The 25,941-nt window shown below is 72.4% G+C and carries 25 protein-coding genes and 1 pseudogene; 21 read left to right on the top strand and 5 right to left on the bottom strand.

The window, feature by feature from the left end:
• The first annotated feature begins 51 nt into the window (after window positions 1-51).
• The 13 genes from P3H78_RS04295 (at window position 52) to P3H78_RS04235 (ending at window position 12,297) form a co-directional block, all read left to right on the top strand.
• Window positions 52-735, top strand: a complete 684-nt coding sequence (locus tag P3H78_RS04295; protein WP_276107409.1) for an arsenate reductase/protein-tyrosine-phosphatase family protein — start codon at window positions 52-54, stop codon at window positions 733-735.
• Window positions 736-842: 107 nt separating this feature from the next.
• The gene (glyA, locus tag P3H78_RS04290) at window positions 843-2,081 is read left to right on the top strand and encodes a serine hydroxymethyltransferase (RefSeq protein WP_276107408.1); all 1,239 of its coding nucleotides are present in this window, start codon (window positions 843-845) and stop codon (window positions 2,079-2,081) included.
• 129 nt (window positions 2,082-2,210) lie between these two features.
• Window positions 2,211-3,572, top strand: a complete 1,362-nt coding sequence (locus P3H78_RS04285; protein WP_276107407.1) for an MraY family glycosyltransferase — start codon at window positions 2,211-2,213, stop codon at window positions 3,570-3,572.
• Window positions 3,573-3,874: 302 nt separating this feature from the next.
• Window positions 3,875-4,321 (top strand): Cg1360 family ATP-synthase-associated protein, encoded by a 447-nt coding sequence (locus P3H78_RS04280; RefSeq protein ID WP_276107406.1) that lies wholly within the window; start codon window positions 3,875-3,877, stop codon window positions 4,319-4,321.
• 225 nt (window positions 4,322-4,546) lie between these two features.
• Window positions 4,547-5,368: a F0F1 ATP synthase subunit A gene (gene atpB, locus P3H78_RS04275; protein WP_276107405.1), complete on the top strand. Its 822-nt coding sequence runs from the start codon at window positions 4,547-4,549 to the stop codon at window positions 5,366-5,368.
• A 75-nt stretch (window positions 5,369-5,443) separates the two neighbouring features.
• Window positions 5,444-5,677 carry an ATP synthase F0 subunit C gene (atpE, locus tag P3H78_RS04270; RefSeq protein WP_276107404.1) on the top strand — a complete coding sequence of 78 codons (234 nt, stop codon included), beginning with the start codon at window positions 5,444-5,446 and terminating at the stop codon, window positions 5,675-5,677.
• Window positions 5,678-5,717: 40 nt separating this feature from the next.
• A complete protein-coding gene (locus P3H78_RS04265; RefSeq protein ID WP_276107403.1) occupies window positions 5,718-6,260 on the top strand; it encodes a F0F1 ATP synthase subunit B in 543 nt (180 codons plus the stop codon).
• Window positions 6,257-7,072 carry a F0F1 ATP synthase subunit delta gene (locus P3H78_RS04260; RefSeq protein WP_276107402.1) on the top strand — a complete coding sequence of 272 codons (816 nt, stop codon included), beginning with the start codon at window positions 6,257-6,259 and terminating at the stop codon, window positions 7,070-7,072. The genes P3H78_RS04265 and P3H78_RS04260 overlap by 4 nt, the downstream gene beginning before the upstream one ends.
• Before the next feature lie 140 nt (window positions 7,073-7,212).
• The gene (gene atpA / locus P3H78_RS04255; protein ID WP_276107401.1) at window positions 7,213-8,805 is read left to right on the top strand and encodes a F0F1 ATP synthase subunit alpha; all 1,593 of its coding nucleotides are present in this window, start codon (window positions 7,213-7,215) and stop codon (window positions 8,803-8,805) included.
• 21 nt (window positions 8,806-8,826) lie between these two features.
• Window positions 8,827-9,744, top strand: a complete 918-nt coding sequence (locus P3H78_RS04250; RefSeq protein WP_276107400.1) for a F0F1 ATP synthase subunit gamma — start codon at window positions 8,827-8,829, stop codon at window positions 9,742-9,744.
• The gene (atpD, locus tag P3H78_RS04245; RefSeq protein ID WP_276107399.1) at window positions 9,745-11,181 is read left to right on the top strand and encodes a F0F1 ATP synthase subunit beta; all 1,437 of its coding nucleotides are present in this window, start codon (window positions 9,745-9,747) and stop codon (window positions 11,179-11,181) included.
• Between the two features lie 129 nt (window positions 11,182-11,310).
• Entirely contained in the window at window positions 11,311-11,688 is a 378-nt protein-coding gene (locus P3H78_RS04240) for a F0F1 ATP synthase subunit epsilon (protein ID WP_276107398.1), read from the top strand.
• A gap of 162 nt (window positions 11,689-11,850) precedes the next feature.
• Window positions 11,851-12,297, top strand: coding sequence for a DUF2550 domain-containing protein (locus tag P3H78_RS04235; RefSeq protein ID WP_276107397.1), 447 nt, complete (start codon window positions 11,851-11,853; stop codon window positions 12,295-12,297).
• Between the two features lie 95 nt (window positions 12,298-12,392).
• On the opposite strand, the gene P3H78_RS04230 is transcribed toward P3H78_RS04235, so the two are convergent.
• Window positions 12,393-14,219 carry a glycoside hydrolase family 18 chitinase gene (locus P3H78_RS04230; RefSeq protein ID WP_276107396.1) on the bottom strand — a complete coding sequence of 609 codons (1,827 nt, stop codon included), beginning with the start codon at window positions 14,217-14,219 and terminating at the stop codon, window positions 12,393-12,395.
• Window positions 14,220-14,450: 231 nt separating this feature from the next.
• Window positions 14,451-14,624: pseudogene (locus P3H78_RS33485) on the bottom strand (response regulator); the annotation flags it as partial.
• Between the two features lie 301 nt (window positions 14,625-14,925).
• Between P3H78_RS33485 and P3H78_RS04220 the strand changes: the two are divergent.
• Genes P3H78_RS04220 through P3H78_RS04205 form a run of 4 tightly spaced genes read left to right on the top strand, consistent with a single transcriptional unit; the run spans window position 14,926 to window position 17,794 of the window.
• The gene (locus P3H78_RS04220; protein WP_276107395.1) at window positions 14,926-15,621 is read left to right on the top strand and encodes a response regulator transcription factor; all 696 of its coding nucleotides are present in this window, start codon (window positions 14,926-14,928) and stop codon (window positions 15,619-15,621) included.
• A complete protein-coding gene (locus P3H78_RS04215) occupies window positions 15,618-17,081 on the top strand; it encodes a sensor histidine kinase (protein WP_276107394.1) in 1,464 nt (487 codons plus the stop codon). Before P3H78_RS04220 ends, P3H78_RS04215 begins: the two co-directional genes overlap by 4 nt.
• A gap of 51 nt (window positions 17,082-17,132) precedes the next feature.
• Window positions 17,133-17,537, top strand: coding sequence for a hypothetical protein (locus tag P3H78_RS04210; protein ID WP_276107393.1), 405 nt, complete (start codon window positions 17,133-17,135; stop codon window positions 17,535-17,537).
• A complete protein-coding gene (locus P3H78_RS04205; protein WP_276107392.1) occupies window positions 17,537-17,794 on the top strand; it encodes a hypothetical protein in 258 nt (85 codons plus the stop codon). The genes P3H78_RS04210 and P3H78_RS04205 overlap by 1 nt, the downstream gene beginning before the upstream one ends.
• 163 nt (window positions 17,795-17,957) lie before the next feature.
• Here P3H78_RS04205 and P3H78_RS04200 read toward each other — a convergent pair whose 3' ends face one another.
• Window positions 17,958-18,533: a cob(I)yrinic acid a,c-diamide adenosyltransferase gene (locus P3H78_RS04200; protein ID WP_276107390.1), complete on the bottom strand. Its 576-nt coding sequence runs from the start codon at window positions 18,531-18,533 to the stop codon at window positions 17,958-17,960.
• 432 nt (window positions 18,534-18,965) lie between these two features.
• On the opposite strand from P3H78_RS04200, the gene P3H78_RS04195 reads away from it, so the two are divergent.
• The 3 genes from P3H78_RS04195 to P3H78_RS04185 all read left to right on the top strand — a co-directional run bounded on the left by P3H78_RS04195 (window position 18,966) and on the right by P3H78_RS04185 (window position 23,175).
• Window positions 18,966-19,814 carry a 3-hydroxyacyl-CoA dehydrogenase family protein gene (locus P3H78_RS04195; RefSeq protein ID WP_276107389.1) on the top strand — a complete coding sequence of 283 codons (849 nt, stop codon included), beginning with the start codon at window positions 18,966-18,968 and terminating at the stop codon, window positions 19,812-19,814.
• Window positions 19,815-19,959: 145 nt separating this feature from the next.
• Window positions 19,960-20,283, top strand: a complete 324-nt coding sequence (locus P3H78_RS04190; RefSeq protein ID WP_276107388.1) for an STAS domain-containing protein — start codon at window positions 19,960-19,962, stop codon at window positions 20,281-20,283.
• Window positions 20,284-20,613: 330 nt separating this feature from the next.
• Complete coding sequence (locus P3H78_RS04185) at window positions 20,614-23,175, top strand: ATP-binding protein (protein WP_276107387.1); 2,562 nt, start codon at window positions 20,614-20,616, stop codon at window positions 23,173-23,175.
• A gap of 188 nt (window positions 23,176-23,363) precedes the next feature.
• Here P3H78_RS04185 and nucS read toward each other — a convergent pair whose 3' ends face one another.
• Window positions 23,364-24,035 carry an endonuclease NucS gene (nucS, locus tag P3H78_RS04180; protein ID WP_276107386.1) on the bottom strand — a complete coding sequence of 224 codons (672 nt, stop codon included), beginning with the start codon at window positions 24,033-24,035 and terminating at the stop codon, window positions 23,364-23,366.
• Between the two features lie 301 nt (window positions 24,036-24,336).
• Between nucS and P3H78_RS04175 the strand changes: the two genes are divergently transcribed.
• A complete protein-coding gene (locus tag P3H78_RS04175; protein ID WP_276107385.1) occupies window positions 24,337-24,729 on the top strand; it encodes an SCO5389 family protein in 393 nt (130 codons plus the stop codon).
• Between the two features lie 84 nt (window positions 24,730-24,813).
• Here P3H78_RS04175 and P3H78_RS04170 read toward each other — a convergent pair whose 3' ends face one another.
• Window positions 24,814-25,842 (bottom strand): LLM class flavin-dependent oxidoreductase, encoded by a 1,029-nt coding sequence (locus P3H78_RS04170; protein ID WP_276107384.1) that lies wholly within the window; start codon window positions 25,840-25,842, stop codon window positions 24,814-24,816.
• Window positions 25,843-25,941: the final 99 nt, after the last annotated feature.

Here is a 25,941-nt window from a genome sequence, read left to right as displayed (position 1 = left end):
GGCCCCCGACGCCCGCGGGCTCCTCGCCGCGCCCGAGCAGGGGGGACCCCCATGCGTGGCATAGGCGACGGGCCCGGCACGGGGAACCCGGCCCAGCCGGGGCCGCCCCGCGACACCTTCCGCATCCTCCACGTCAGCACCGGCAACGTGTGCCGCTCGCCCATCACCGAGCGGCTGACCCGGCACTTCCTGGCCGACCGGCTCGGCGACCCCGCGTCCGGCCGCGCCGGCCGGGCACCCGTGGGCGGGCTGATCGTGGAGAGCGCGGGCACCTGGGGCCACGAGGGCGCGCCCATGGAGGCTAACGCGGAGACCGTGCTGGCCGACTTCGGCGCGGACGCCTCCGGCTTCACCGGCCGCGAGCTGCTCGACGAGCACGTCATCCGTGCCGACCTGGTGCTCACCGCGACCCGCGACCACCGCGCCCAGGTCATCTCCATGGGCCACTCGGCGGGCCTGCGGACCTTCACGCTGAAGGAGTTCACCCGTCTGGTGCGGGCCATAGACCCGGCGACCCTGCCGCCGCTGGAGGACGGCGTCGTGGAGCGCGCCCGCGCCCTGGTGCGGGCCGCCGCCGCGCTGCGCGGATGGCTGCTCGCCCCGAACGCCGAGGCGGACGAGGTGTACGACCCGTACGGCGCCCCGCTGACCTTCTTCCGGTCCATCGGCGACGAGATACACCAGGCGCTGGACCCGGTGGTCACGGCGCTCACCGGGGTCCCCGCGCGGGCCTGAGCGCCCCGGCCGGGGCCGCGGCACCCGTCAGGGCGCAACGGCCGAGCGCCCCCAGGACCCCGGGCCTACATTGGACGTACGTCACCGTCCACCGCCCGGAGCCCACCATGTCGGTCGTCCCCGCCCTCGAGGCCGATGTCCTGCGGCGGCAGGACCCCGAACTGGCCGACGTGCTGCTCGGGGAGGCCGCGCGGCAGGCGACGGAGCTGCAGCTCGTGGCGGCGGAGAACTTCACCTCCCCGGCGGTGCTGGCCGCGCTCGGCTCGCCGCTGGCCAACAAGTACGCCGAGGGCTACCCGGGCGCCCGCCACCACGGCGGCTGCGAGATCGTCGACGTCGCCGAACGCCTCGCCGTGGAGCGGGCCCGACGGCTCTTCGGGGTCGAGCACGCCAACGTGCAGCCGCACTCGGGCTCTTCGGCGGTGCTCGCCGCCTATGCGGCGCTGCTGCGTCCGGGGGACACCGTGCTCGCCCTCGGCCTGCCGTACGGCGGGCACCTGACGCACGGCTCGCCCGCGAACTTCTCCGGCCGCTGGTTCGACTTCGTCGGCTACGGGGTGGACGCGGAGACCGGGCTGATGGACCACGACCAGGTGCGCACCCTGGCCCGCTCGCACCGGCCCAAGGCCATCGTGTGCGGCTCCATCTCCTATCCGCGCCACATCGACCACGCCTTCTTCCGCGAGGTCGCCGACGAGGTCGGCGCCTACCTGATCGCGGACGCCGCCCACCCCATCGGGCTGGTCGCCGGGGGAGCGGCGCCGAGCCCGGTGCCGTACGCGGACGTGGTGTGCGCCACGACGCACAAGGTGCTGCGCGGGCCGCGCGGCGGGATGATCCTGTGCGGTGCCGAGCTGGCCGAGCGGGTCGACCGCGCGGTGTTCCCCTTCACCCAGGGCGGGGCGCAGATGCACACCATCGCGGCGAAGGCCGTCGCCTTCGGCGAGGCCGCGACGCCGGCCTACGCCGCCTACGCCCACCAGGTCGTCGCGAACGCGCGGGTCCTCGCCGACCGGCTCGCCGCGGAGGGGCTGGTGGTCACCACGGGCGGCACCGACACCCATCTGATCACCGCCGACCCGGCGCCGCTGGGCTGCGACGGCCGCACCGCGCGCGGCCGGCTCGCCGCGGCCGGTATGGTCCTCGACTGCTGTGCGCTTCCCCACGCCGACGCCCGGGGTCTGCGGCTGGGCACGGCGGCGGTGACCACCCAGGGCATGGGCGGCGAGGAGATGGAGCTGATCGCGGTGCTGCTGGCGAAGGTGCTGCGCGGGGCCGTCGACGCGGCCGGGGCACGTGCGGCTGTGCGCGAGCTCACGGGCCGGTTTCCGCCGTATCCGGGCTGAGCCGGGGTAGACGCAGCGGCGTGCACAGCAACGCGTGGAACCATGACCGCTACCCGGAAGTCCCCATCCATATGCCTGCGTCGCTAGGGTGTGGGGCTGAGATGGCCAGCGAGACCTGTGGGGAAGCCTGTGCGTGAATACCTGCTGACGCTCTGCATCACGGCCGCGGTGACGTATCTGCTGACAGGGCCGGTGCGGAAGTTCGCGATCGTGGCGGGGGCGATGCCGGAGATCCGGGCACGTGACGTGCACCGGGAGCCCACTCCGCGGCTCGGCGGGATCGCGATGTTCTTCGGCCTGTGCGCGGGCCTGCTCGTCGCCGACCACCTCACCAACCTCAACGAGGTCTTCGCCAAGTCCAACGAGCCGCGGGCGCTGCTGTCCGGGGCCGCGCTGATCTGGCTGATCGGCGTGCTGGACGACAAGTTCGAGATCGACGCCCTCATCAAGCTGGGCGGTCAGATGATCGCCGCCGGCATCATGGTGATGCAGGGCCTGACGATCCTGTGGCTGCCGATCCCGGGCATCGGCAACGTGGCACTGACCCGGGGGCAGGGCACCCTGCTGACGGTCGCCCTGGTCGTCATCACGATCAACGCGGTGAACTTCGTCGACGGCCTCGACGGCCTCGCCTCCGGCATGGTGTGCATCGCGGCCGCGGCGTTCTTCCTGTACGCCTACCGGATCTGGTACTCGTACGGCATCGAGGCCGCCGCCCCGGCCACCCTGTTCTCGGCGATCCTGATGGGCATGTGCCTGGGATTCCTGCCGCACAACATGCATCCGGCGCGGATCTTCATGGGCGACTCCGGCTCCATGCTCATCGGCCTGGTGCTGGCGGCGGGCGCGATCTCCGTCACGGGGCAGGTCGACCCGGACGTGATGTCCCTGTTCTCCGGGTCCGAGCGGAACACGGTGCACCAGATGGTGCCGGTCTACATCCCGCTGCTGATGCCGCTGACGATCATCGCCGTACCGGCCGCGGACCTGGTCCTGGCGATCGTCCGGCGGACCTGGCGCGGGCAGTCCCCGTTCGCCGCGGACCGAGGGCACCTGCACCACCGGCTGCTGGAGATCGGGCACTCGCACAGCCGGGCGGTGCTGATCATGTACTTCTGGGCGGCGCTGATCGGCTTCGGTGCGCTCGCCTTCTCGGTGAGCTCCGCGTCCATGTGGATCACGCTGGGCGTGGTGTTCCTCAGCGCCATCGGGCTGGTGCTGCTCCTGCTGCCGCGGTTCACCCCGCGCGCCCCCCGCTGGGCCGAGCAGTTCGTGCCGCCGCGCTACCGCCGCCGGCGGGCCGCGGTATCCGATGCCGCGGCGGAGGCGTCCGGTGCGCCGGGTGCCGGGGACGGCCTGCTCCCCGGGGCGGACGAGGCGCGTGAGCCGTCCGGGGCGGTTGCGGTGGGAGTGGCGGGAGTCAACGGAGCGACCGCCGTGGGCCCCCGCGCGGGGCTCCTGGAAGGGCGCAAGGCCGGATCGTCGCGCTGACGCCCAAGGTAAGAATCTGACTAAAGCGTTGCCATCTCGTGGGGGTGCAAAGACCCCCAATATCAGACATGTTGGCCCGGATTTTGCACATGCGCGCGCCGCCACTCTCATGTGTGACAGTTGGCACACCTACCAGGTAAAGACCTCATCAAATAGTTTGTGATACGGTTCACGAGAACCCCGGATGGAACCGAAGGACCCGAGTGCGAGGGCCCCTTGGTGTTGAGGACCCCTCTCGAACCGGGGACTACGCTCGTCCATGACGACACCCTGCCCCCTTTTGTGAAAGCGGAGTTGCCGCCATGCCGTCCAACGACGTCCGGATGCTTGCCCAGGCCGCCGTGCCCACGGCCGCCGTCGGTGTGATCGCCGCCGTGGTCGGCGGTGTGGTCGCCGGTGGCAAGGGGGCGCTCGGCGCGGTCGTCGCGACGGTGGTCGTGCTCCTCTTCATGGGGATCGGGCTCTATGTCCTGCAGCGGACGGCCAGGTCGCTTCCGCACCTGTTCCAGGCGATGGGCCTCATGCTCTACGCCGCCCAGATCCTGCTGCTGTTCATCTTCCTGGCCGTGTTCAAGCACACGACGCTGTTCAACCCCAGGGCCTTCGCGATCACCCTGGTCGCCGGCACGCTCGCGTGGATCGTCGCGCAGGCGCGGGCCCACATGAAGGCCAAGATCCTCTACGTCGAGCCCGATGCGAGCTCCTCCGCGACCGCCGACCGGTCCGCGGGGGCAGGGCACTCGTCGTGAGGGGTAGGGCCGGGATAAAGACGCGTAAGACTTCCTGCTATCGTCCGGTGCCAACTGCGGCATCGCGGGCGCGGGCATCCGAGCTGACGCCTGCTCGATCGCGAGGCGAGATGCCCCCACGCCGCCCCCACATCCGTAACACCAGTCCCGTGCCGAACCGCGGCCTCAGACCGCGCCGACACAACGAGGTTGCCGTACCTATGCGCCACGCTGAAGGAGCCCGCGGTGAGTGCTGACCCGACGCAGGTGCTCGCCTTCGAGACCGACTGCCACATCTTCTCCGGCTGTGGCTTCCCCGCTCCCGGCCTGCACTCGTTCCTGTTCAAGCCCCTGTGGGGCGACGGGGACAGCAACTTGTACTTCAACAAGACGATGCTGCTGGCGCTGCTCGGCTCGATCATCATCGTCGGCTTCTTCTGGGCCGCCTTCCGCAAGCCGAAGGTCGTCCCGGGCAAGCTGCAGATGGTCGCCGAGACCGGCTACGACTTCATCCGCCGCGGCGTCGTCTACGAGACCATCGGGAAGAGGGAAGGCGAGAAGTACGTCCCGCTCGTCGTCTCGCTCTTCTTCTTCGTCTGGATGATGAACCTCTGGTCGATCATCCCGGTCGCCCAGTTCCCGGTGACGGCGATCATCTCGTACCCGCTGGTCCTGGCCGTGATCGTCTACGTCCTGTGGATCTCGCTCACCTTCAAGCGCCACGGCTTCGTCGGCTTCTTCAAGAACGTCACGGGCTACGACAAGTCGCTGGGTGCGGTCCTGCCGCTCGCCATGACCATCGAGTTCTTCTCGAACCTGCTGGTCCGGCCGTTCACCCACGCCGTGCGACTGTTCGCGAACATGTTCGCGGGTCACACGCTGCTGCTGCTCTTCACGATCGCCAGCTGGTACCTGCTGAACGGCATCGGCATCGCCTACGCCGGCGTCAGCTTCATCATGACGATCGTGATGACGGCCTTCGAGCTCTTCATCCAGGCACTGCAGGCGTACGTCTTCGTCCTGCTGACGTGCACCTACATCCAGGGCGCCCTCGCCGAGCACCACTGAGCGCCGCCCCGCCCACCTCCCTGATCGTCCGGTGGCCAACCCCCACCGGTCCGTAAAGAAGAAGGAAGAACTGGCATGTCCCAGACCCTTGCTGCCGCTGTTTCCGGCTCGCTCGGCTCCATCGGTTACGGCCTCGCCGCCATCGGCCCCGGTGTCGGCGTCGGCATCATCTTCGGTAACGGCACCCAGGCCCTGGCCCGCCAGCCCGAGGCCGCCGGTCTGATCCGCGCCAACCAGATCCTCGGCTTCGCCTTCTGTGAGGCGCTGGCCCTGATCGGCCTGGTCATGCCGTTCGTCTACGGCACCTGATTCGCCGATCAGCGAACGCCCCTAGACGAAAGGCACTGACATGAGCCAGATGCTCATTCTGGCGGCTGAGCAGGAGAACCCGCTCATCCCGCCGATCCCCGAGCTCGTCATCGGCCTGCTCGCCTTCGTCATCGTCTTCGGTTTCCTCGCGAAGAAGCTCCTCCCGAACATCAACAAGGTTCTGGAGGAGCGCCGCGAGGCCATCGAGGGCGGGATCGAGAAGGCCGAGGCCGCGCAGACCGAGGCCCAGAGCGTCCTCGAGCAGTACAAGGCCCAGCTCGCCGAGGCCCGGCACGAGGCCGCGCGTCTCCGCCAGGAGGCGCAGGAGCAGGGTGCCGCCCTCATCGCCGAGATGCGGGCCGAGGGCCAGCGCCAGCGCGAGGAGATCGTCGCCGCGGGCCACACCCAGATCGAGGCCGACCGCAAGGCCGCCGCGTCGGCGCTCCGCCAGGACGTCGGCAAGCTCGCCACCGACCTGGCCGGCAAGCTCGTCGGCGAGTCCCTCGAGGACCACGCCCGGCAGAGCCGAGTGATCGACCGCTTCCTCGACGAGCTCGAGGAGAAGGCCGAGGCCGCGCGATGAACGGAGCGAGCCGCGAGGCCCTGGCAGCCGGACGCGAGCGTCTCGACGCGCTGACGGACTCCGCGTCCGCCGACGCGGCGCGGCTCGCCGACGAGCTGGCGGCCGTCACCGCGCTGCTCGACCGCGAGGCCGGCCTGCGCCGGGTCCTCACCGACCCGGCGCAGCCCGCCGAGGCCAAGGCCGAGCTGGTCCAGCGCCTGCTCGGCGGCCAGGTCGGCGGCACCACCGCCGATCTCGTGGCCGGTCTGGTGCGCTCCCGCTGGTCGCAGCCCCGCGACCTGGTGGACGCGCTGGAGGAGCTGGCGGACACCGCCGACCTGACCGCCGCCCAGCGGTCCGGCGACCTGGACGACGTCGAGGACGAGCTGTTCCGCTTCGGCCGGATCGTCTCCTCGAGCACCGGGCTGCGCGCGGCGCTGACGGACCGGGCCGCGGGCACCGCGGCCAAGACCGAGCTGCTGCACCGCCTGCTCGGCGGCCGGGCCCGGCCCGCCACCGAGCGTCTGGTGACGCGCCTTGTCACCGTGCCGCGGGGACGTAGCCTGGAAGCGGGACTCGAGTCCCTGTCCAAGCTGGCCGCCGAGCGCCGGGACCGCATGGTCGCCGTCGTCACCTCGGCGGTCCCGCTGAGCGAGACGCAGAAGCGGCGCCTCGGCGCGGCTCTCGCCACGCTCTACGGCCGCACGATGCACCTCAACCTCGACGTGGACCCCGAGGTCCTCGGCGGGATCCGGGTGCAGGTCGGCGACGAGGTCATCAACGGCTCGCTCGCGGACCGGCTCGACGAGGCCGCCCGCCGCATGGCGAGCTAGCAGCAACTCAACACGCACGACGTACACGACGGCCCTGGTTGGGCCGTGCAGAGGATTCACCTCGTATCGGGGGGAGTCCCGATTCGTGGCACACCCCCCAAGTGAAACTTCGGGCCCAACAAGGAGAGCAGGGAACCCAGATGGCGGAGCTCACGATCCGGCCGGAGGAGATCCGGGACGCGCTGGAGAACTTCGTCCAGTCGTACAAGCCGGACGCGGCCTCGCGCGAGGAGGTCGGTACGGTCACCCTTGCCGGCGACGGCATCGCGAAGGTCGAGGGCCTGCCCTCGGCCATGGCCAACGAACTGCTGAAGTTCGAGGACGGCACCCTCGGCCTCGCCCTCAACCTCGAGGAGCGCGAGATCGGTGCCATCGTCCTCGGTGAGTTCAGCGGCGTCGAGGAGGGCCAGCCGGTCACCCGCACCGGCGAGGTGCTGTCGGTCGCCGTCGGCGAGGGCTACCTCGGCCGTGTGGTCGACCCGCTCGGCAACCCGATCGACGGCCTCGGCGAGATCGAGACGTCCGGCCGCCGCGCCCTCGAGCTGCAGGCCCCCACGGTCATGCAGCGCAAGTCGGTGCACGAGCCGATGGAGACGGGCTACAAGGCCGTCGACGCGATGACCCCGATCGGCCGTGGTCAGCGCCAGCTGATCATCGGTGACCGCCAGACCGGCAAGACCGCCCTGGCCGTCGACACGATCATCAACCAGCGCGACAACTGGCGCACCGGCGACCCGAACAAGCAGGTCCGCTGCATCTACGTCGCCATCGGCCAGAAGGGCTCCACCATCGCGTCGGTCCGCCGCGCGCTGGAGGAGAACGGGGCGCTGGAGTACACGACCATCGTCGCCGCCCCGGCGTCCGACCCGGCCGGCTTCAAGTACCTGGCGCCGTACACCGGTTCGGCCATCGGCCAGCAGTGGATGTACGAGGGCAAGCACGTCCTCATCATCTTCGACGACCTGTCGAAGCAGGCCGACGCCTACCGTGCCGTGTCGCTGCTGCTGCGCCGCCCGCCGGGCCGTGAGGCCTACCCGGGTGACGTCTTCTACCTGCACTCCCGCCTCCTGGAGCGCTGCGCGAAGCTCTCCGACGAGATGGGCAAGGGCTCGATGACGGGTCTGCCGATCGTCGAGACGAAGGCCAACGACGTCTCGGCGTTCATCCCGACCAACGTCATCTCCATCACCGACGGCCAGTGCTTCCTGGAGTCGGACCTGTTCAACGCCGGTCAGCGTCCCGCGCTGAACGTCGGTATCTCCGTCTCCCGTGTCGGTGGTTCCGCCCAGCACAAGGCGATGAAGCAGGTCTCCGGCCGTCTGCGCGTGGACCTCGCCCAGTTCCGTGAGCTGGAGGCATTCGCCGCCTTCGGTTCCGACCTGGACGCGGCCTCGAAGTCCCAGCTGGAGCGCGGTCAGCGCATGGTCGAGCTGCTGAAGCAGGACCAGTACCAGCCGATGGCCACCGAGGACCAGGTCGTCTCCGTCTGGGCCGGCACCACCGGCAAGATGGACGAGGTGCCGGTCGCCGACATCCGCCGCTTCGAGAAGGAGCTGCTGGAGTACCTGCACCGCAAGGAGCAGGGCCTCATGACCTCCATCAAGGAGGGCGGCAAGATGTCCGACGACACCCTGCAGGCCGCCGCCGACGCGATCGCGGAGTTCAAGAAGCAGTTCGAGACGGGCGACGGCAAGCTGCTCGGCGAGGACGCCCCGGCCGCCGCCGCCAAGTGACGTAAGGAAGGGACCTGACTCATGGGAGCCCAGCTCCGGGTCTACAAGCGTCGCATCCGATCCGTCACCGCGACCAAGAAGATCACCAAGGCGATGGAGATGATCGCCGCCTCGCGTGTCGTCAAGGCGCAGCGCAAGGTGGCGGCCTCCACGCCGTACGCGCAGGAACTGACCCGCGCGGTCACGGCGGTCGGTACCGGTTCGAACACCAAGCACCCGCTGACCACGGAGGCGGACCACCCGGCCCGTGCCGCTGTCCTGCTCCTCACGAGCGACCGCGGTCTGGCCGGCGCCTTCAACTCCAACGCCATCAAGGCGGCGGAGCAGCTGACCGAGCGCCTCGAGCGCGAGGGCAAGCAGGTCGACACGTACATCGTCGGCCGGCGCGGTGTCGCCCACTACAACTTCCGTGAGCGCACGATCTCGGAGTCGTGGACCGGCTTCACCGACGAGCCCACGTACGCGGACGCGAAGACGGTCGCGGCACCCCTGATCGAGGTCATCGAGAGGGAGACCGCGGACGGCGGAGTGGACGAACTCCACATCGTCTACACCGAGTTCGTTTCGATGATGACGCAGACGGCGATCGACTCCCGGCTGCTTCCGCTGCGCCTCGACGAGGTCGCCGCGGAGGCTGCGCCGAAGGGCGAGATCATGCCGCTCTACGACTTCGAGCCCTCGGCGGAGGACGTCCTCGACGCCCTGCTGCCGCGGTACGTGGAGAGCCGGATCTACAACGCGCTGCTCCAGTCGGCCGCTTCGAAGCACGCCGCCACGCGGCGCGCGATGAAGTCGGCCACCGACAACGCGGGCGAGCTGATCAACACGCTCTCCCGTCTTGCCAACGCGGCCCGCCAGGCCGAAATCACCCAGGAAATCAGCGAGATCGTCGGTGGCGCCAGCGCCCTGGCCGACGCGACCGCGGGGAGTGACCGATAAATGACCACCACTGTTGAGACCGCGGCGGCTACGGGCCGCGTCGCCCGGGTCATCGGCCCGGTCGTCGACGTGGAGTTCCCCGTCGACGCGATGCCGGACATCTACAACGCCCTCCACGTCGAGGTCGCGGACCCGGCGAACGAGGGTGCGAGGAAGACGCTGACCCTGGAGGTCGCCCAGCACCTGGGTGACGGCCTGGTCCGCACCATCTCCATGCAGCCCACCGACGGCCTGGTCCGCCAGGCCGCCGTGACGGACACCGGCTCCGCCATCTCCGTCCCGGTCGGCGACTTCACCAAGGGCAAGGTGTTCAACACCCTCGGCGAGGTCCTGAACGTCGACGAGACCTACGACGGCGAGCGCTGGCCGATCCACCGCAAGGCGCCGAACTTCGACGAGCTCGAGTCGAAGACCGAGATGTTCGAGACCGGCGTCAAGGTCATCGACCTGCTGACCCCGTACGTCAAGGGCGGCAAGATCGGCCTGTTCGGTGGTGCCGGCGTCGGCAAGACGGTGCTCATCCAGGAGATGATCTACCGCGTCGCCAACAACCACGACGGTGTCTCCGTGTTCGCCGGTGTCGGTGAGCGCACCCGTGAGGGCAACGACCTCATCGAGGAGATGACCGACTCGGGCGTCATCGACAAGACCGCTCTGGTCTTCGGTCAGATGGACGAGCCCCCGGGCACCCGTCTGCGCGTCGCGCTGGCCGGCCTGACCATGGCCGAGTACTTCCGTGACGTCCAGAAGCAGGACGTGCTGTTCTTCATCGACAACATCTTCCGCTTCACGCAGGCCGGCTCCGAGGTCTCCACCCTGCTCGGCCGCATGCCGTCCGCGGTGGGCTACCAGCCGAACCTGGCCGACGAGATGGGTCTCCTCCAGGAGCGCATCACGTCGACCCGCGGTCACTCGATCACCTCGATGCAGGCGATCTACGTCCCCGCCGACGACCTGACCGACCCGGCCCCGGCGACCACCTTCGCCCACCTCGACGCGACGACGGTTCTGTCCCGTCCGATCTCCGAGAAGGGCATCTACCCGGCCGTGGACCCGCTGGACTCCACGTCCCGGATCCTGGACCCCCGCTACATCGCGGCGGACCACTACAACGCGGCCATGCGCGTGAAGAGCATCCTGCAGAAGTACAAGGACCTGCAGGACATCATCGCGATCCTCGGTATCGACGAGCTCGGCGAGGAGGACAAGCTCGTCGTCCACCGTGCCCGTCGCGTGGAGCGCTTCCTGTCCCAGAACACCCACGTCGCCAAGCAGTTCACCGGCGTGGACGGTTCGGACGTGCCGCTGGAGGAGTCGATCGCCGCGTTCAACGCGATCTGCGACGGTGAGTACGACCACTTCCCGGAGCAGGCGTTCTTCATGTGCGGTGGCATCGAGGACCTGAAGAGCAACGCCAAGGAGCTGGGCGTCTCCTGACCCCCGCGCTCATGTGGGCCCCGTGCTCACACGGAAGGGGGCGGGCGCGTCCCGCCCCCTTCCGCACGCCCCTTAGAATTGACCCCAACACCCGGCACAACCGCCGGGTGGTGACCCGAGGAGCCAACCTTGGCTGCTGAGCTGCACGTCGAGCTGGTCGCCGCCGACCGCCAGGTCTGGTCCGGCGAGGCCACCCTGGTCGTCGCGCGCACCACGTCCGGCGACATCGGCGTCATGCCCGGTCACCAGCCGCTGCTCGGTGTGCTGGAGTCGGGCCCGGTGACCATCCGTACGAGTGACGGCGGGACGGTGATCGCCGCGGTGCACGGCGGTTTCATCTCGTTCGCCGACGACAAGCTGTCGCTGCTCGCCGAGATCGCCGAGCTGTCCGACGAGATCGACGTCCAGCGCGCGGAGCGTGCCCTGGAGCGCGCGAAGGCGGCGGCCGACGCCTCCGCCGAGCGCCGCGCGGACGTACGCCTGCGCGCCGTGACGACGGTGCGCTGACCTGGGCGCATCTCCGGGACCTCCAGGGTCCCGGGGGGAGTTTCATGTGACGACGTCACTCAGCCGCGGCTGGTACCGGAGGGATCCGGTACCAGCCGCGGCTGAGGCCGATGTGGGTGATTTTTCCGTTCCGTTACCTAGGAGACGAGGAGGTCGGTGCCGATGGTCCTCGCTCTGACTGTGTGCGGGATCGTGGTCTTGCTCGTGGTGGTGGGACTGTTCGTCTTCGGCCTGCGGCGCCGGCTCATCCAGCGTTCGGGCGGCACCTTCGACTGCAGTCTGCGCCAGGGCGTGCCGGAGGGGACCGACACCGGCGGCAAGGGCTGGGGCTACGGCGTCGCCCGCTACAGCGGTGACCGGGTGGAGTGGTTTCGCGTCTTCTCCTACGCGCCCCGCCCGCGCCAGGTCCTGGAACGCTCCGCGATCGAGGTGGCCGGCCGCCGGCTCCCCGAGGGCGAGGAGGAACTCGCCCTGCTCTCCGACGCGGTGGTCCTCGCCTGCGTGCACCGCGGGACGCGCCTGGAGCTCGCCATGAGCGAGGACGCGCTGACCGGTTTCCTCGCCTGGCTGGAGGCCGCCCCGCCCGGACAACGGGTGAACGTGGCGTAACCGCCGTCGCCCCCACGGGTGAGGCTCCCCCGGACGGTGTCCGGAGGAGCCTCGTTGCCGTTCGGGGCCGGTGCGGCCCGGTGCTCAGCGGCCGGTCACGACAGGCCGCTGCTGAGGGCGCTCACCAGTTCGCCGCCCGCGGTGTCCCCGCTGAACTCCCAGAAGAACGCGCCGCCCAGACCCTGCGACGTGGCCCACGCCATCTTGGAGCCGATGGTGGCCGGGGTGTCGTAGGACCACCAGTTGCCGCCGCAGTGCGCGTACGCGGTGCCCGCGACGGTGCCGGTGGCCGGGCAGGACGTCCTGAGCACCTTGTAGTCCTCGATGCCCTGTTCGTAGGTGCCGGCCGCGGGGCCGGTGGCCGTCCCGCCGGGAGCGTCCTGGGTGACGCCGGTCCAGCCGCGGCCGTAGAAGCCGATGCCGATGAGCAGCTTGCTCGCCGGCACGCCCTTCGCCCGGTACTCGGCCAGCGCGTCGGCGGTGGTGAAGCCGGCCTGCGGGATGCCCGGGTACGAGGTGAGCGGGGAGTGCGGGGCGGTGGGACCCTGGGCGTCCCAGGCGCCGAAGAAGTCGTACGTCATCACGTTGTACCAGTCGACGTACGGGGCGGCGCCCGCGTAGTCGGCGGCGTCGATCTTGCCGCCGGAGGAGCCGTCGGCGGTGGTGGCCGCGGTGACCAGCTTCTGGGTGCCGAACCTGGCGCGCAGCGCGGCCATCACGTTCCTGAAGGCGGCGGCCCCGCTGGTGTCGCAGGTCAGTCCGCAGGCGTTGGGGTACTCCCAGTCGATGTCGATGCCGTCGAACACGTCCGCCCAGCGCGGGTCCTCGACCAGGTCGTAGCAGGACTGGGCGAAGGCCGCCGGGTTCTTGGCGGCGTCGGCGAAGCCGCCGGACCAGGTCCAGCCGCCGAAGGACCACAGCACCTTGAGGTTCGGGTACCTGGCCTTCAGCTCGCGGAGCTGGTTGAAGTTGCCGCGCAGCGGTTGGTCCCAGGTGTCGGCGGTGCCGCTGACGGACTGGTCGGCGGTGAACGCCTTGTCGTAGTCCGCGTAGGAGTCGCCGATCGCGCACCTGCCGCCGGTGACGTTGCCGAAGGCGTAGTTGATGTGGGTGATCTTCGCCGCGGAGCCGGAGGTCACCAGGTTCTTGACGTTGTAGTTGCGGCCGTAGATGCCCCACTCGGTGAAGTAGCCGAGCTTGACCTTGCCGCCGGTGCCGCCCGGGCCGGTGCCGCCGCCCCCGGTGGTGTGCACCGCGACGGCGCCGCCGGCCGGGCCGGTCTGGTCGGCGGTGTCCCGGGCCTGCACGGTGTAGGAGTAGTCGGTGCCCGCGCTCAGGCCGGTGTCGGTGTACGAGGTCGCCGTCACGGTGGCGATCCTCTTGCCGTCGCGCAGGACGTCGTAGTTCTTGACGCCCTTGTCGTCGGTGGCCGCCGCCCAGCTCAGCGTCACCGAGGTGTCGGTGACGCCGGAGGCGGTGGGAGTGCCGGGCGCGGAGGGTGCCGCGTCGCCGGGGGCGGTGGTGCCGTCGCAGCTGTCGCCGTCGAGGCGGCAGTTGGAGGGGGAGCCGGAACCGGCGCCGTTGAAGCCGAAGGAGACGGAGGCGCCGGGGGCGAGGGTGCCGTTGTAGGACTTGTTCCTCGCGGTCCAGTGGGTGCCGGAGGAGGTGACGTCCGCGTCCCAGGCCGAGGTGACGGAGGTGCCGGCGGGGAAGTCCCACTCGACGGTCCAGGAGCTGAGCGCGCTGGTGCCGGTGTTCCTGACGGTCCACTGGCCGCCGAAGCCGGTGCCCCAGTCACTGGTCCTGGTGTACGTGGCGGTGGCGTTCGCCGCCGCGTGGGCGGGGGCGGCGAGGCCGACCAGCCCGGCGAGCGGGAGCAGCAGGGTGGCGAACCCGGCCGCGGCTCTCTGTCCGAAGCGCATGCTGCGCCTCCTTGGTGGTGTGGGGTGGGGGCCCGACTGAGCCAACAGGCCCGCAGTGCCGCGAGAATAGAAAGGTCTGGACCATCGGTCAATAGGTCTGGACCAGTGGTCCGCCGGTCCATCGGATCCCCAACTCCGGTGCCGGCACGGCTGCTTGGACCCACCTGCGCAGCTCCAGCCTGCCGAGGAGCCGGCTGACGTGCGTCGTCGCGGTGGCCTCCGCCGTCTCCGGGTGAGCCCCAGGACGTCCGCGAGGTCGTCCCGCACCACCCGGCGGGTGGCGGACAGCCTGTCCGGCCGGGGCAGCTGCACGTCCATCAGCACCACGTCCGGACCCCGTGCGCGGGACGGCGCCACCGCCTCCTCGCCGTCCGCGGCCTCGCCCACCACCTCGATGTCGGGGGCGCGGTACGCCCCCTCGTCACCCCGTGCACCGCCCCCTCGTCGCGGCCGACGACGCCCCGCACCGCCGGCCTGGAGGGGCATCGGCCGCCGGACGGGAGGAGCACAACGACGGGCCGCCGTCCGCCACGTCGGCGGCCCGGCCGCCGTCGCTCCGCCGTGGTCCTGGCAGGCCGCCGCGGTGCGCACCGCCGCTGTGCACGGGGTGGTCGCGCCGACCTGCCCGCGGTGGCCGAGGAACCGGACCGCGCCGGTCCCGGCCGGAAGGGGCGGCGTACCCTCACCGGACGACGAGGGAGGGTGCATGGGAGACGAGACGCGGCCCGGCGCGGTGCTGGTCGTCGACGACGACGCGGCCATCCGGCGCTCGCTGGAGCGCGGGCTGCGGCTGAGCGGCTTCGCGGTGCGGACCGCCGCGGACGGTGCCGAGGCACTCGCCGCCATCGGCCGGCAGCCGCCGGACGTGCTGGTGCTGGACGTGTCGATGCCCGGGCTGAGCGGCATCGAGGTGTGCGCCCGGCTCCGCGGCGAGGACCGGGACCTGCCCGTGCTGATGCTCTCCGCCCTCGACGAGACCGCCGACCGGATCGCCGGGCTCCGGGCCGGCTGCGACGACTACCTCGTCAAACCCTTCGCCCTGCAGGAGCTGGTGCTGCGGCTGCACGCCCTGCTGCGCCGGCGGCCCCCCGCCGACCGGGACGTGCTCCGGGTGGCAGGCCTGGTGATCGACCCCGCGGCCCGCACCGCCGAACGCGACGGCGGCCCGCTGGACCTCACCCCTCGCGAGTTCGCCCTGCTGGAGGTCCTCGCCCGCAACGCCGGCCTGGTCCTCACCCGCGACCAGCTGCTGGAACGCGTGTGGGGCTACGACTTTGAGGTGCGCACCGACGCCGTCGACACCTTCGTCAGCTATCTGCGCCGCAAACTGGAGGCCGGCGGGCGGGCCCGGCTGGTCCACACCGTGCGCGGCGTGGGCTTCGTCCTGCGGGACACCCCGTGAGGCTGTCCACGAGGATCGCCCTCGCCGTGGGCTGCACGGTCCCGCTCCTCGTCCTCGCCTCCGGCTGGCTGCTGCTCCGCATGGTCGGCCACGACCTGCGCGGCGCCGAAGACCAGCACCTGCGGCAGCGGGCCGCGGCCGTCGCCCCGCAGGCCCGTGCCCTGCTGCGGGCGTCCGCCGCCGGACGCACCCGGGCCGCCGACACCCGCGAGCGGCAACTGCTCAGCGCCGCCCTCGACGTCGGCATCCGGATCACCGGACCGGGCACGGCCGTCGTCGGCGGCCCGCAGCCGGGCCCCGGCACCGTGCTGCCCGCGCGGACGGCCGGGCCGGTCACCGTGGCCGCCGGGGGCCGCACCTGGCGGGCGCTGTCGCGGCCGGTGCGCACCGCGCGGGCCACCGGCACCCTGTGGGTCTTCGCGCCGGACACCGCCGACCGCACCCAACTCCGGCTCGTCCGCCGCCGGGTGCTGTTCACGGCGGTGCTTGCCGCGCCGCTGTCCGAACTCCTCGCCTGGGGACTGGCCACCGGGGCAAGCACGCCCCTGCGCCGCCTGACCCGCCGCACCGCCGGGCTCGACCCGCGCACCAGCAGCACCCGGCTCGACGACGCCCGTACCGGTGTGAGCGAGGTCGACGAGCTCGCGGCCACCCTCAGGACCGTCCTCGCCCGCTACGACGAGCAGGCGGCCCGCACCGCCCAGGCCCTCGACACCGCCCGCTCCTTCTCCTCCGCGGCCGCGCACGAACTGCGCACCCCGCTGATGAGCATGGGCACCAACCTCGACATCCTCGCCGGGCACCCGGACCTCCCGGCCCCCGACCGCGCCGAGGTCCTCACCGACCTGCGCCGCGAGCACGGACGCCTGCTCGGTCTGCTGGTGATGCTGCGCGAGCTGGGCCGCGGCGACCTGGTGGAGGCGGAGGCGTTCCGCGACGTCGACCTCACCGAGGTCGCCGGCGCGGCCGTCGCCGACGCCCGGCGACGCGCCCCGGACGCACTGATCACGCTGGACGCGGAGCCCGGGACCACCGTGCACGGCTGGGAGGCGGGGCTGCGGCTGCTGGTCGACAACCTGCTCGGCAACGCCCTGGCGCACGGCCGCGACGGGAGCGGCCGGGCCCGGGTGGCCGTCGCCGTGCGGTCCGCCGGCGACCGGGTCGCCCTGGTGGTCGAGGACCGCGGGCCGGGGGTGCCCGCGCAGGACCGCGAGCGGGTCTTCGCACGCTTCCGGCGCGGCCCGGACAGCGCGGGCTCAGGCCTCGGCCTCACCCTGGTCGCCCAGCAGGCCGCGCTGCACCGGGGGAGCGTGACCCTCGCGGACGGCGCGGACGGCACCGGGGCCCGTGTGGAGGTGTCGCTGCCCTCGGGCGGGGGCGCGCTGCCCGACCGGCGGGACTGGCTCATCGGCACGGCCGGGACAAAGCGGTCACAGGGTTTCCCCAAGGACGGCCCATAGCCTCCGGGGCGACGGGCGGACCACGGGGCCGTCCGGGAAACGGAGAGGCACATGTACGGACGACGAGGGATGCGCACGCTGCTCGCCGGACTCGCCGTGACGGCCGTCCTGGCGGGCGCCGGCGGTGCGGCCGCGGCCGACGGCGGCACGTCCGCGCCGGGACCGAAGGGCGACGGGGCCGCGGCGCTGTGCAAGCGGGTGCCCAAGCTCGACCGGCGGATCCACCGGGCCCTGAAGCGCCTCGACGGCGGGGCCGGCACGCGCGGTTCGGTGGCCCGGCTCCAGCAGCGCGTCGACCATGCGAAGAAGGCGGGCCACAACGAGGTCGCGACCTTCCTCCAGGACCGCCTGGACTTCCGGAAGTCGCTGGTCGGCACGCTGGAGAAGCGGCAGAAGGACCTGACCGCCGTACGGACCTGGTGCCAGGCCGACGGCGGCGGCAAGGCGGCCGGCTGATGCGGGCGCGGGCCCGGACCGGGATGCGGCGGGCGGTGGTGCCCGCCGCGGCCCTGCTCGTCGCGCTCACCGCGGGCTGCGCGCGCCACACCGGCGGCGACGCCGGCGCGCCCCCGGCGTCCTCGTCGGCGGCCCCCTCCGCGGGGGCGTCCGCCGGGTCCTCGGGGAGCTACGCGGAGATGCAGAAGAAGCTGGACGACGTCCAGTCCGCCCTGACGGCGGCCGACCGCGACGCGACGAGCTCCGCGGACCGCTGAGCGCCCGGACGCCGAGCCCGGGGACGGCGGAGCCGTCCCCGGGCCCGGCGGGCCGGGGCCGCGCGACGACGGCGGCCGGGCCGGGTCCGTACCCGCCCCGGCCGCCGTCCACCCGCGTGTCCCCGGGCGCCGTCCGTCCCGCGGGTCCCCGGTCAGCCGGGGCTCAGCCGCGTTCGCCGCCCGGCACCCAGAGCACGTCGCCGGTGTCCTTGTTGGCGGTGCGGGCCAGGATGAACAGCAGGTCGGAGAGGCGGTTCAGGTACGTCGCGGTGAGCGGGTTCATCGTCTCGCCGTGCGCCTCCAGCGCCGACCAGGTGGAGCGCTCGGCGCGGCGGACCACCGTGCACGCCTGGTGCAGCAGGGCCGCGCCTGCCGTGCCCCCCGGAAGGATGAAGGAGCGCAGCTTCTCCAGCCGCTCGTTGAAGCGGTCGCAGTCCGCCTCCAGGCGGTCGACGTAGAACTGCTCCACCCGCAGCGGGGGGAACTGCGGGTTCTCCACCACCGGCGTCGACAGGTCCGCACCGACGTCGAACAGGTCGTTCTGCACCCGGGTGAGGACCGCGACGACCTCCTCGGCGAGGCCGCCCAGCGCGATCGCCGTGCCGATCACCGCGTTCGCCTCGTTGGCGTCGGCGTACGCCGAGATCCGCAGGTCGGTCTTGGCGACCCTGCTCATGTCGCCCAGCGCGGTCGTGCCCGCGTCGCCGGTCCTGGTGTAGATGCGTGTCAGATTGACCATACGGCCAGCGTAATGACGCTCCGGCGGTCCGGAACACTCGTGTGCCCACCGTCACGGTGGGCACGGCGGGGGCGGAGGCCTCCGGGACGCCCCGCAGGACGCGGCCGTGGGGAGTCCGCCGCCGTGCCGGAGCCCCGTACGCGGGAGGAGCCCGCGCCCGGGCCACCGGCCCGGACCGCTGCGGCCGGACCGGACGGAGGAGCCGTTGGGCGGGCAGGTCCTCAACTACGCCGTCCGGGGCGCTGTCTGACATCTGGCGGTGTGATGTCCGTCAATTGAGACGTGACGCGCGTTACTTACCGGTCACACAGCGCCGAACCAGCGCTAGTGTCCGCCGGGAGGATCCCCCGCATTTTCGGCCCGCCCGGGGCGGGGACCCCCATCCCACACCGCGGGCGGGCGCCCGCGCAGTCGTAGACAAGGGGAGTCGGAGTGGCACGGAAGCTCGCCGTCATCGGAGCAGGTCTCATGGGAGCCGGCATCGCCCAGGTCTCCGCGCAGGCCGGCTGGGACGTCGTCCTGCGGGACGTCACCGACGAGGCACTCAAGCGTGGCACCGACGGCATCAGGGCCTCGTACGACAAGTTCGTGGGCAAGGGCCGGATGGAGGCGCAGGACGCCGAGGCGGCGCTCGCCCGCATCACCCCGACCACCGACCTGGACGCCGTCGCCGACGCCGACGTCGTCGTCGAGGCCGTCTTCGAGAAGCTCGAGGTCAAGCACGAGATCTTCCGCACCCTCGACGGGATCGTCCGCGAGGACGCGGTGCTCGCCTCCAACACCTCCGCCATCCCGATCACCAAGATCGCGGCCGTGACGGAGCGCCCGGAGCGCGTCGTGGGCACCCACTTCTTCTCGCCGGTCCCGATGATGCAGCTGTGCGAACTCGTCCGCGGCTACAAGACCAGCGACGAAACCCTGGCCCGCGCCCGGGAGTTCGCCGAGTCCGTGGGCAAGACCTGCATCGTGGTCAACCGGGACGTCGCCGGCTTCGTGACGACCCGCCTGATCTCCGCCCTCGTGGTCGAGGCGGCGAAGCTCTACGAGTCGGGCGTCGCCAGCGCCGAGGACATCGACCTCGCCTGCAAGCTGGGCTTCGGGCACGCCATGGGCCCGCTGGCCACCACCGACATGACCGGCGTCGACATCCTGCTCCACGCCACCGGCAACATCTACACCGAGACCCAGGACGAGAAGTTCGCCCCGCCGGAGCTGATGCGCCGGATGGTTGACGCCGGTGACATCGGCCGCAAGAGCGGGCAGGGCTTCTACAAGCACTGAGACCGCGTCCGCCCCCTCGGCATCACCCGTCGGGGTGAATTCGGTATCGGTTCGCTCACAAACAGCAACCGCACTGCGATCGCAGCAGTCAGACGTTGCACAGCCACCGTCACGGAGTCCGCCACCGCACTCACGGGGAGCGCATATGTATATCAGGGGCGACCACGCCGAGCTGGTCGTCGGGGGCCGCCTCGACGTCCGCAGCGCGGCGGACGCCCGTACCGTCCTGCACTCGGCCGTCGACGGCGGCTCCGGCGACCTGGTGCTCGACCTGTCCGAGCTCGACTCGTGGGACGCCACCGGACTCGGCGTCATCATGGGAGCCCACCGGCGCGCCGGCCGCTGCGGCCGGCGGCTGGTGCTGCGCGGCGTCCCGCCCCAGATGCAGCGCCTGCTGGTGGCCACCCGGCTGCACCGCATCCTCGCCATCGAGGGCGGCATCGGAGTGGAGTCCCTGCCCCGCGTGTGAGCGGGTACGCCCTCCCGCGACCGCGTGCCGCAGGTGCGGGGGTCCGGTGAAGATGCCGGCCCGGTCGGCCGGCGCGGGTGTGAAGCGGGCGACCGGGGAGACCCGGGCGCAGGTCAGCGAACACAAGGGCCGCGCAATCCGCCTGAGACCGTGATGTCTCGGGCAGCGCGGTACCCCGCCCTGTCGTGGATACTGTGCAGAGGTTTAAGGTTCGGTCGCCCGCTGCCCTGCAACCCTCGAGCGGGCCCGGACCGGAAGCGACAGCGCGGTGTGCAGCAAGGCCGGGAGGGGCTTGAAGAGCACACGCCGCTTTTGGGGGGCTTGGAACCTATGGACCCGAACACCCGGGGACCCCAGGACGTGGGCCACGACGGCGACGGCCACGTGCCGCGCCAGCGCCCGCCCAGGGACTCCCTCGCATCCGACTTCGCTCCGCCCGCACCGGTGCGCACCGCACGGCTCGTCACCGGCGACTTCCTGCTCACCGTCAACCCCGTCGACGGCAGCGAGATAGAGGTCTGCCCGCCCGGGGAGCGGCCGGGGCGCCCGCCCCGGCACCCGGCCGCCGAACGCGCCGACCGTGACCGCTCCGCCCGGCCGCCCGTCCCGCCCGGCCCCATGTCGACCCCGCTCGACCTCCTGGAACGCCAGGAGGAGCGCGAGCAGCTGGTGCGGCTGCTGGCCCGCGGCCGCTCGGTGCGCCTGACCGGGCCCTCCGGCTCCGGCCGCACCAGCCTCCTCGACCTCGTCGCCGACGACTGCGCCGACCTCGCCCCCGACGGCGTCGTCCGCCTCTCCGGCTTCCGCCGCACCGCCACCGACCTCCTCCACGACCTCCTGCGCGCCGTCCACGACGCGCCGCGGCACCGGCTCACCCACGACGAACTCCTCGCCACCGTCCGCGAGATCGGGGCGGTCGTCGTGGTGGACGACCTCGAGTGCGGCGGCCCCGCCCTCGACGAGCTCCTCGACGCCACCCCCGAGTGCGCCTTCCTCCTCGCCGTCACCCCGGACGTGCCCGCACCCTCCGCCTCCGCCGCCGTCGAGGAGATCGCCCTCGGGGGACTGGACCGCGCGGGCGGTGCAGAGCTGCTGGAGCGCGCGGTCGGCCGCGTGCTCACCGAGGAGGAGTCCAACTGGGCCGGCGACCTCTGGTTCGAGTCCGAGGGGCTGCCGCTGCGCTTCGTCCAGGCCGGCGCCCTGCTGCGCCGTCGGGACCGGCTGCGCGCCGGGGCGAGCGCCGTCGACGAGTTCGGCGTCTTCGAGGACGCGCTGCCCGGCGACGCCCCGCACGACGCTGCCGCACTGGCCGCCGGCGACGGCGGGGAGTCCCCGCTGCCCTCCCTCGGCCTGGCTGCCGCCCCCGGCCCGCTGCTCGCCTCCCAGCTGACCTCCTCGGCCCGCGCCACCCTGCGGTTCGCCGTCGCGCTCGGCGGCGAGGTGCCGCACCAGGCGCATCTGCCCGCGCTGGTCGGCGACACCCACGCGGACGCCGCGCTCGGTGAACTCGCGGCCTGCGGCCTGGTCTCGCCGGTCGGCTCCCGCTACCGGCTCGCCGCCGGCGTGCTCACCCAGATGGAGGCCGCCGGCTACGCCGACGACGCCGAGGAGCAGGCCCGCACCGCCGCCCGCCACTACGCCTGGTGGGCAGGCCACCCCTCGGTCACCCCCGAGCGGGTCTGCGCCGAGGCAGACGCGGTGCTCGCCGCCCTGGCCCAGCTGGTCCCGTCCGCCGCACCGGAGGACGGGGAGGAGCAGAACACCGCCGTGCGGCTGGCGCGCACCGCCGCGCCCGCCTTCGCCGCCGGACTGCACTGGAGTGCCTGGGAGCGGGCGCTGCGCTTCGGCGCCGAGGCCTCCCGGCTCACCGGGGACGTCGCCGAGCAGGCGTACTTCCACCACGAGTTGGGCGTCCTCGCGCTGTGCGAGGGGCGGCTGGACCGTGCCCGCGCCGAGCTGGAGACCTCCATCGGACTGCGCGGCGCCCTCGCCGACAAGCGCGGCACCGTCGCCGGCCGCCGTGCGCTCGCCCTCGTCGACGACCGCTCCGGCACGCCCGGGCTGGGCGTGCCGGCCGGTCTCGGCCCGGCGGCGGACGACGAGGCGCCGACGGTGCGCGGTGAGGAGAAGGCGGCGGCCGCCGGGCGGCCCCAGATGCCCTTCCCGGCGCTCCAGCCGCCCGGTACCGACGCCGTCACGCTGGTGTCCCACCGGGGTGCGGCCGCGGCCCCGGACGCGGCGCAGACCCCCGCCGCTTCCGGGGCCGGCGTGAAGAGCTTCGCCCGGCGCAACCTGGTCGCGGCGGGCGCGGGCGCCCTGCTCGCCGCCGTCCTCGGCACCGTGGTGACGCTCGGCGCCACCTCGCACAACGACGCCAACGACCCCGCGCACCGGGTCGACGGCAACCCGTCCACCGGCCAGGGCCTGAACGACGGCGACCCGGGCGCGGACACGCCGCCCCAGGGCGACCAGGGCCGCACCGGCACCGGCATCGGATCGGCGACCGGCCGCCCGGCCGGAACCGGCGCCACCCGCGGCGCGGGCGGCGACGCGGCGCCGGCGGCCGGCACCGCGGCGCCCTCGGACGCGCCCAGCGGGACGCGGAAGCCCGGCGGCGGCCCGAGCACCTCCTCCGGTCCGACCCCGTCCAGGACGGCACCCCCGTCGGGGAAGCCGTCCACGCCGTCGAGCCCGAGCCCCTCGCCCACGACCTCGAAGTCCTCGGGCGGCAGCCCGACGCCCTCGCCGACCGGTTCGACCGGGTCCTCGACGGTCAGCCCGTCGACGTCCGACACGGCCGGCGGCCCCACGGCGAGCGCCCCGGCCTCCTCGGCCGGCTCCGCGAGCGCCCCGGACGGCGGCGGCCGGTCCGCGGGCGACTCCGTCATCTGAGCGGGCGCCGACCGGCGCGAGGAGCCGGGTCCCTTCCGGACCCGGCTCCTCGCGCCCTACGGCCCCCGCCGGACTACGGCCCCCGCCGGACTACGGCCCCCGCCGGACTACGGCCCCCGCCGGACTACGGCCCCCGCCGGACTACGGCCCCCGCCGGACTACGGCCCGCGCCGGTCGGCGGGGGCCGCTCAGAACAGCCGCAGCTTGTCGTCCTCGATGCCGCGCAGCGCGTCGTAGTCCAGCACCTGGCAGCCGATGCCGCGGTCGGTGGCCAGCACGCGGGCCTGCGGCTTGATCTCCTGGGCGGCGAAGACGCCGCGGACCGGGGCCAGATGGGGGTCGCGGTTGAGCAGCTCCAGGTAGCGGGTGAGCTGTTCCACGCCGTCGATCTCGCCGCGCCGCTTGATCTCCACGGCGACGGTCCGCCCCTCGGCGTCCCGGCACAGGATGTCCACCGGGCCGATGGCCGTCATGTACTCGCGGCGGATCAGGGTGTAGCCGTCGCCGAGGGTCTCGATGCGGTCGGCGAGCAGTTCCTGCAGGTGCGCTTCCACGCCGTCCTTGATCAGCCCCGGATCCACACCGAGTTCGTGCGACGAGTCGTGGAGGATCTCCTCCATCGTGATGATGAGCTTCTCGCCCGCCTTGTTGACGACCGTCCACACGCCGTCGTCGTCGCCGGTGCCCTCCTTCAGGGTGCACGGCGGCGACATCCAGTTCAGGGGCTTGTAGGCGCGGTCGTCCGCGTGGATCGAGACGCTGCCGTCCGCCTTCACCAGGATCAGACGGGGCGCTGTCGGAAGGTGGGCGGTGAGCCGGCCCGCGTAGTCGACGGAGCATCGGGCAATGACGAGACGCATGGTCGGCAACGCTACTCGACGCGCGGCGCTGTACGCGAAGCGCCCGGTGCGGGCGCCCGCGCGGAGCCCGCGGACGGGCCGCCGGGTCGCCCCATTTTTCCCTGGATGATCCGTGTTCACTCGTGGCCGATTGTGTGCCCAACAGGGGCGTCCTGTCCGTGCATTCGCCTGGTGGGCCCCCGTTCTGTTGCCTACGGTAGTGAACGGGAGGTCGCTGTATGTGTACACACCGTGTTCGGTATTGCGCACTCCCTTATCTGTCCGGCAACCCCTGCTGTTCGGGGGTGCGAGAGGAGAACCCATGTCGCTCGACGTCTCACCGGCCCTACTCGAACAGGCCGAGCGAGGCGAGGTCGACGAAGCAGCCTTCGTCGACTGCGTCCGGACCTCCCTGCCCTACGCGTGGGAGATGATCAGCTCCCTGGTGGCCCAGCTGAAGGTGGACGGCGGAGCCTTCGCCGACAACCAGACGCCCCCGCCGGACGAGCAGGCACGCGGTCAGCTGCTGCGCGCACTCGCGAGTGACGCCATCCGCGGTGCGCTGCAGCGGCATTTCGGTGTGCGGCTGGCCTTCCAGAACTGCCACCGGGTGGCGGTGTTCCCGGTGGACACCGCGGCCGACGAGTCGCTGGGCCGGTTCACGTCGGTGCGCAGCCAGGTGCTGAACCAGTCCCCGGAGTTCCGGGACTGCTGACGCGCCCAGGAGTCTGCTTGCCGCTCCTTCCGCGGGAGGTGCATGGAGTGCTGGGGCGGCAAGCCATCCCGCGACGCGATCCGGTCAGCCCAGGTGGGGCAGGACCTCGGCGCCGAGCCGTCGTACGTTGTCCTCCGTGGCCGCGAGGTCGCCCGAGCCCTCGACGAGCAGGGCGAAGCGGGAGATCCCGGTGCGCTCGGAGGTCGCCGCGAGCCGGTCCGCGCACAGCCGCGGAGTGCCCACCGGATGCAGCCCGCAGAGCAGTTCGGTGTACGCCAGCGGGTCGCGCATCCGGCGGGTGCGCCCGTCCACCGTGACATGGGCCTCCAGGCCCTGCCTGAGCCAGCCCGGCATCGCCTTCAGGAGGGTCTCCACCGCGTCGGTGCGCCGGTCCGCGATCTGGCAGACCCCGGCCGACACATGGGCGGCGTCCTGGATCTCCTGCGCGGACCGGCCCGCGTCCCGTGCCGACCGGCGCCACAGGGCGACCATCTCGGCCTTCTCCTCGTCCCCGACGTGCATGCCGAGCAGCATCGGCAGGCCGCGCCCGGCGGCCAGCCGCACGCCGGCCGGCGAGGTGCAGGCGACGACGACCTCGGGGCCCGGCGCGTCCGTCAGGGCCTGCGCGGGCCGGGGCACCACCGGGACCTCGCGGAAGCGGAACCGGTCGCCCGCGGCGGACACCGACGGTTCGCGCAGCCAGCGCAGCAGCAGATCCAGGGACTCGGGGAAGCCCTGCTCGTACGCGGGGAGGCCCGCGCCGAACACCTCCAGGTCCACCCACGGCCCGCCGCGGCCCACGCCCAGGGAGAACCGCCCGCCGCTCGTCACGTGCAGCAGCGCGGCCTGCTCGCCGAGCGCGACCGGGTGGACGGTGGGCAGCACGCTCACCGCTGTGCCGACCCGGAGGCGGCTGGTCCGGCCGAGCAGCAGCGCTGCCAGGGTGACCGCGGACGGGCACGTGCCGTACGGCACGAAGTGGTGCTCGGCCAGCCAGGCCGTGTCCAGTCCGGCCTCCTCGGCCACCTCGGCGGAGCGGACCGCCCGGTGCAGCGCCTCCCCCTGGCCCTGGCCCGGGAACTGGGCCGCCAACACGAAACTTCCTACGCGCATGGCACTTTCCTGCTTCCTCGGCTCCGACACGGAGCTCCCCCACCGGGCATAACCGGTCGACACGTGCCGAGGACACGGCCTGGCGAAGAGATTTGCGGA

Origin of the sequence: Streptomyces tropicalis (genome assembly GCF_029269835.1) — a bacterium.
Lineage (GTDB): Bacteria > Actinomycetota > Actinomycetes > Streptomycetales > Streptomycetaceae > Streptomyces > Streptomyces tropicalis.
Note: the sequence above shows the minus strand (reverse complement) of the source record. Positions and strands in the feature narration are given on the sequence as shown.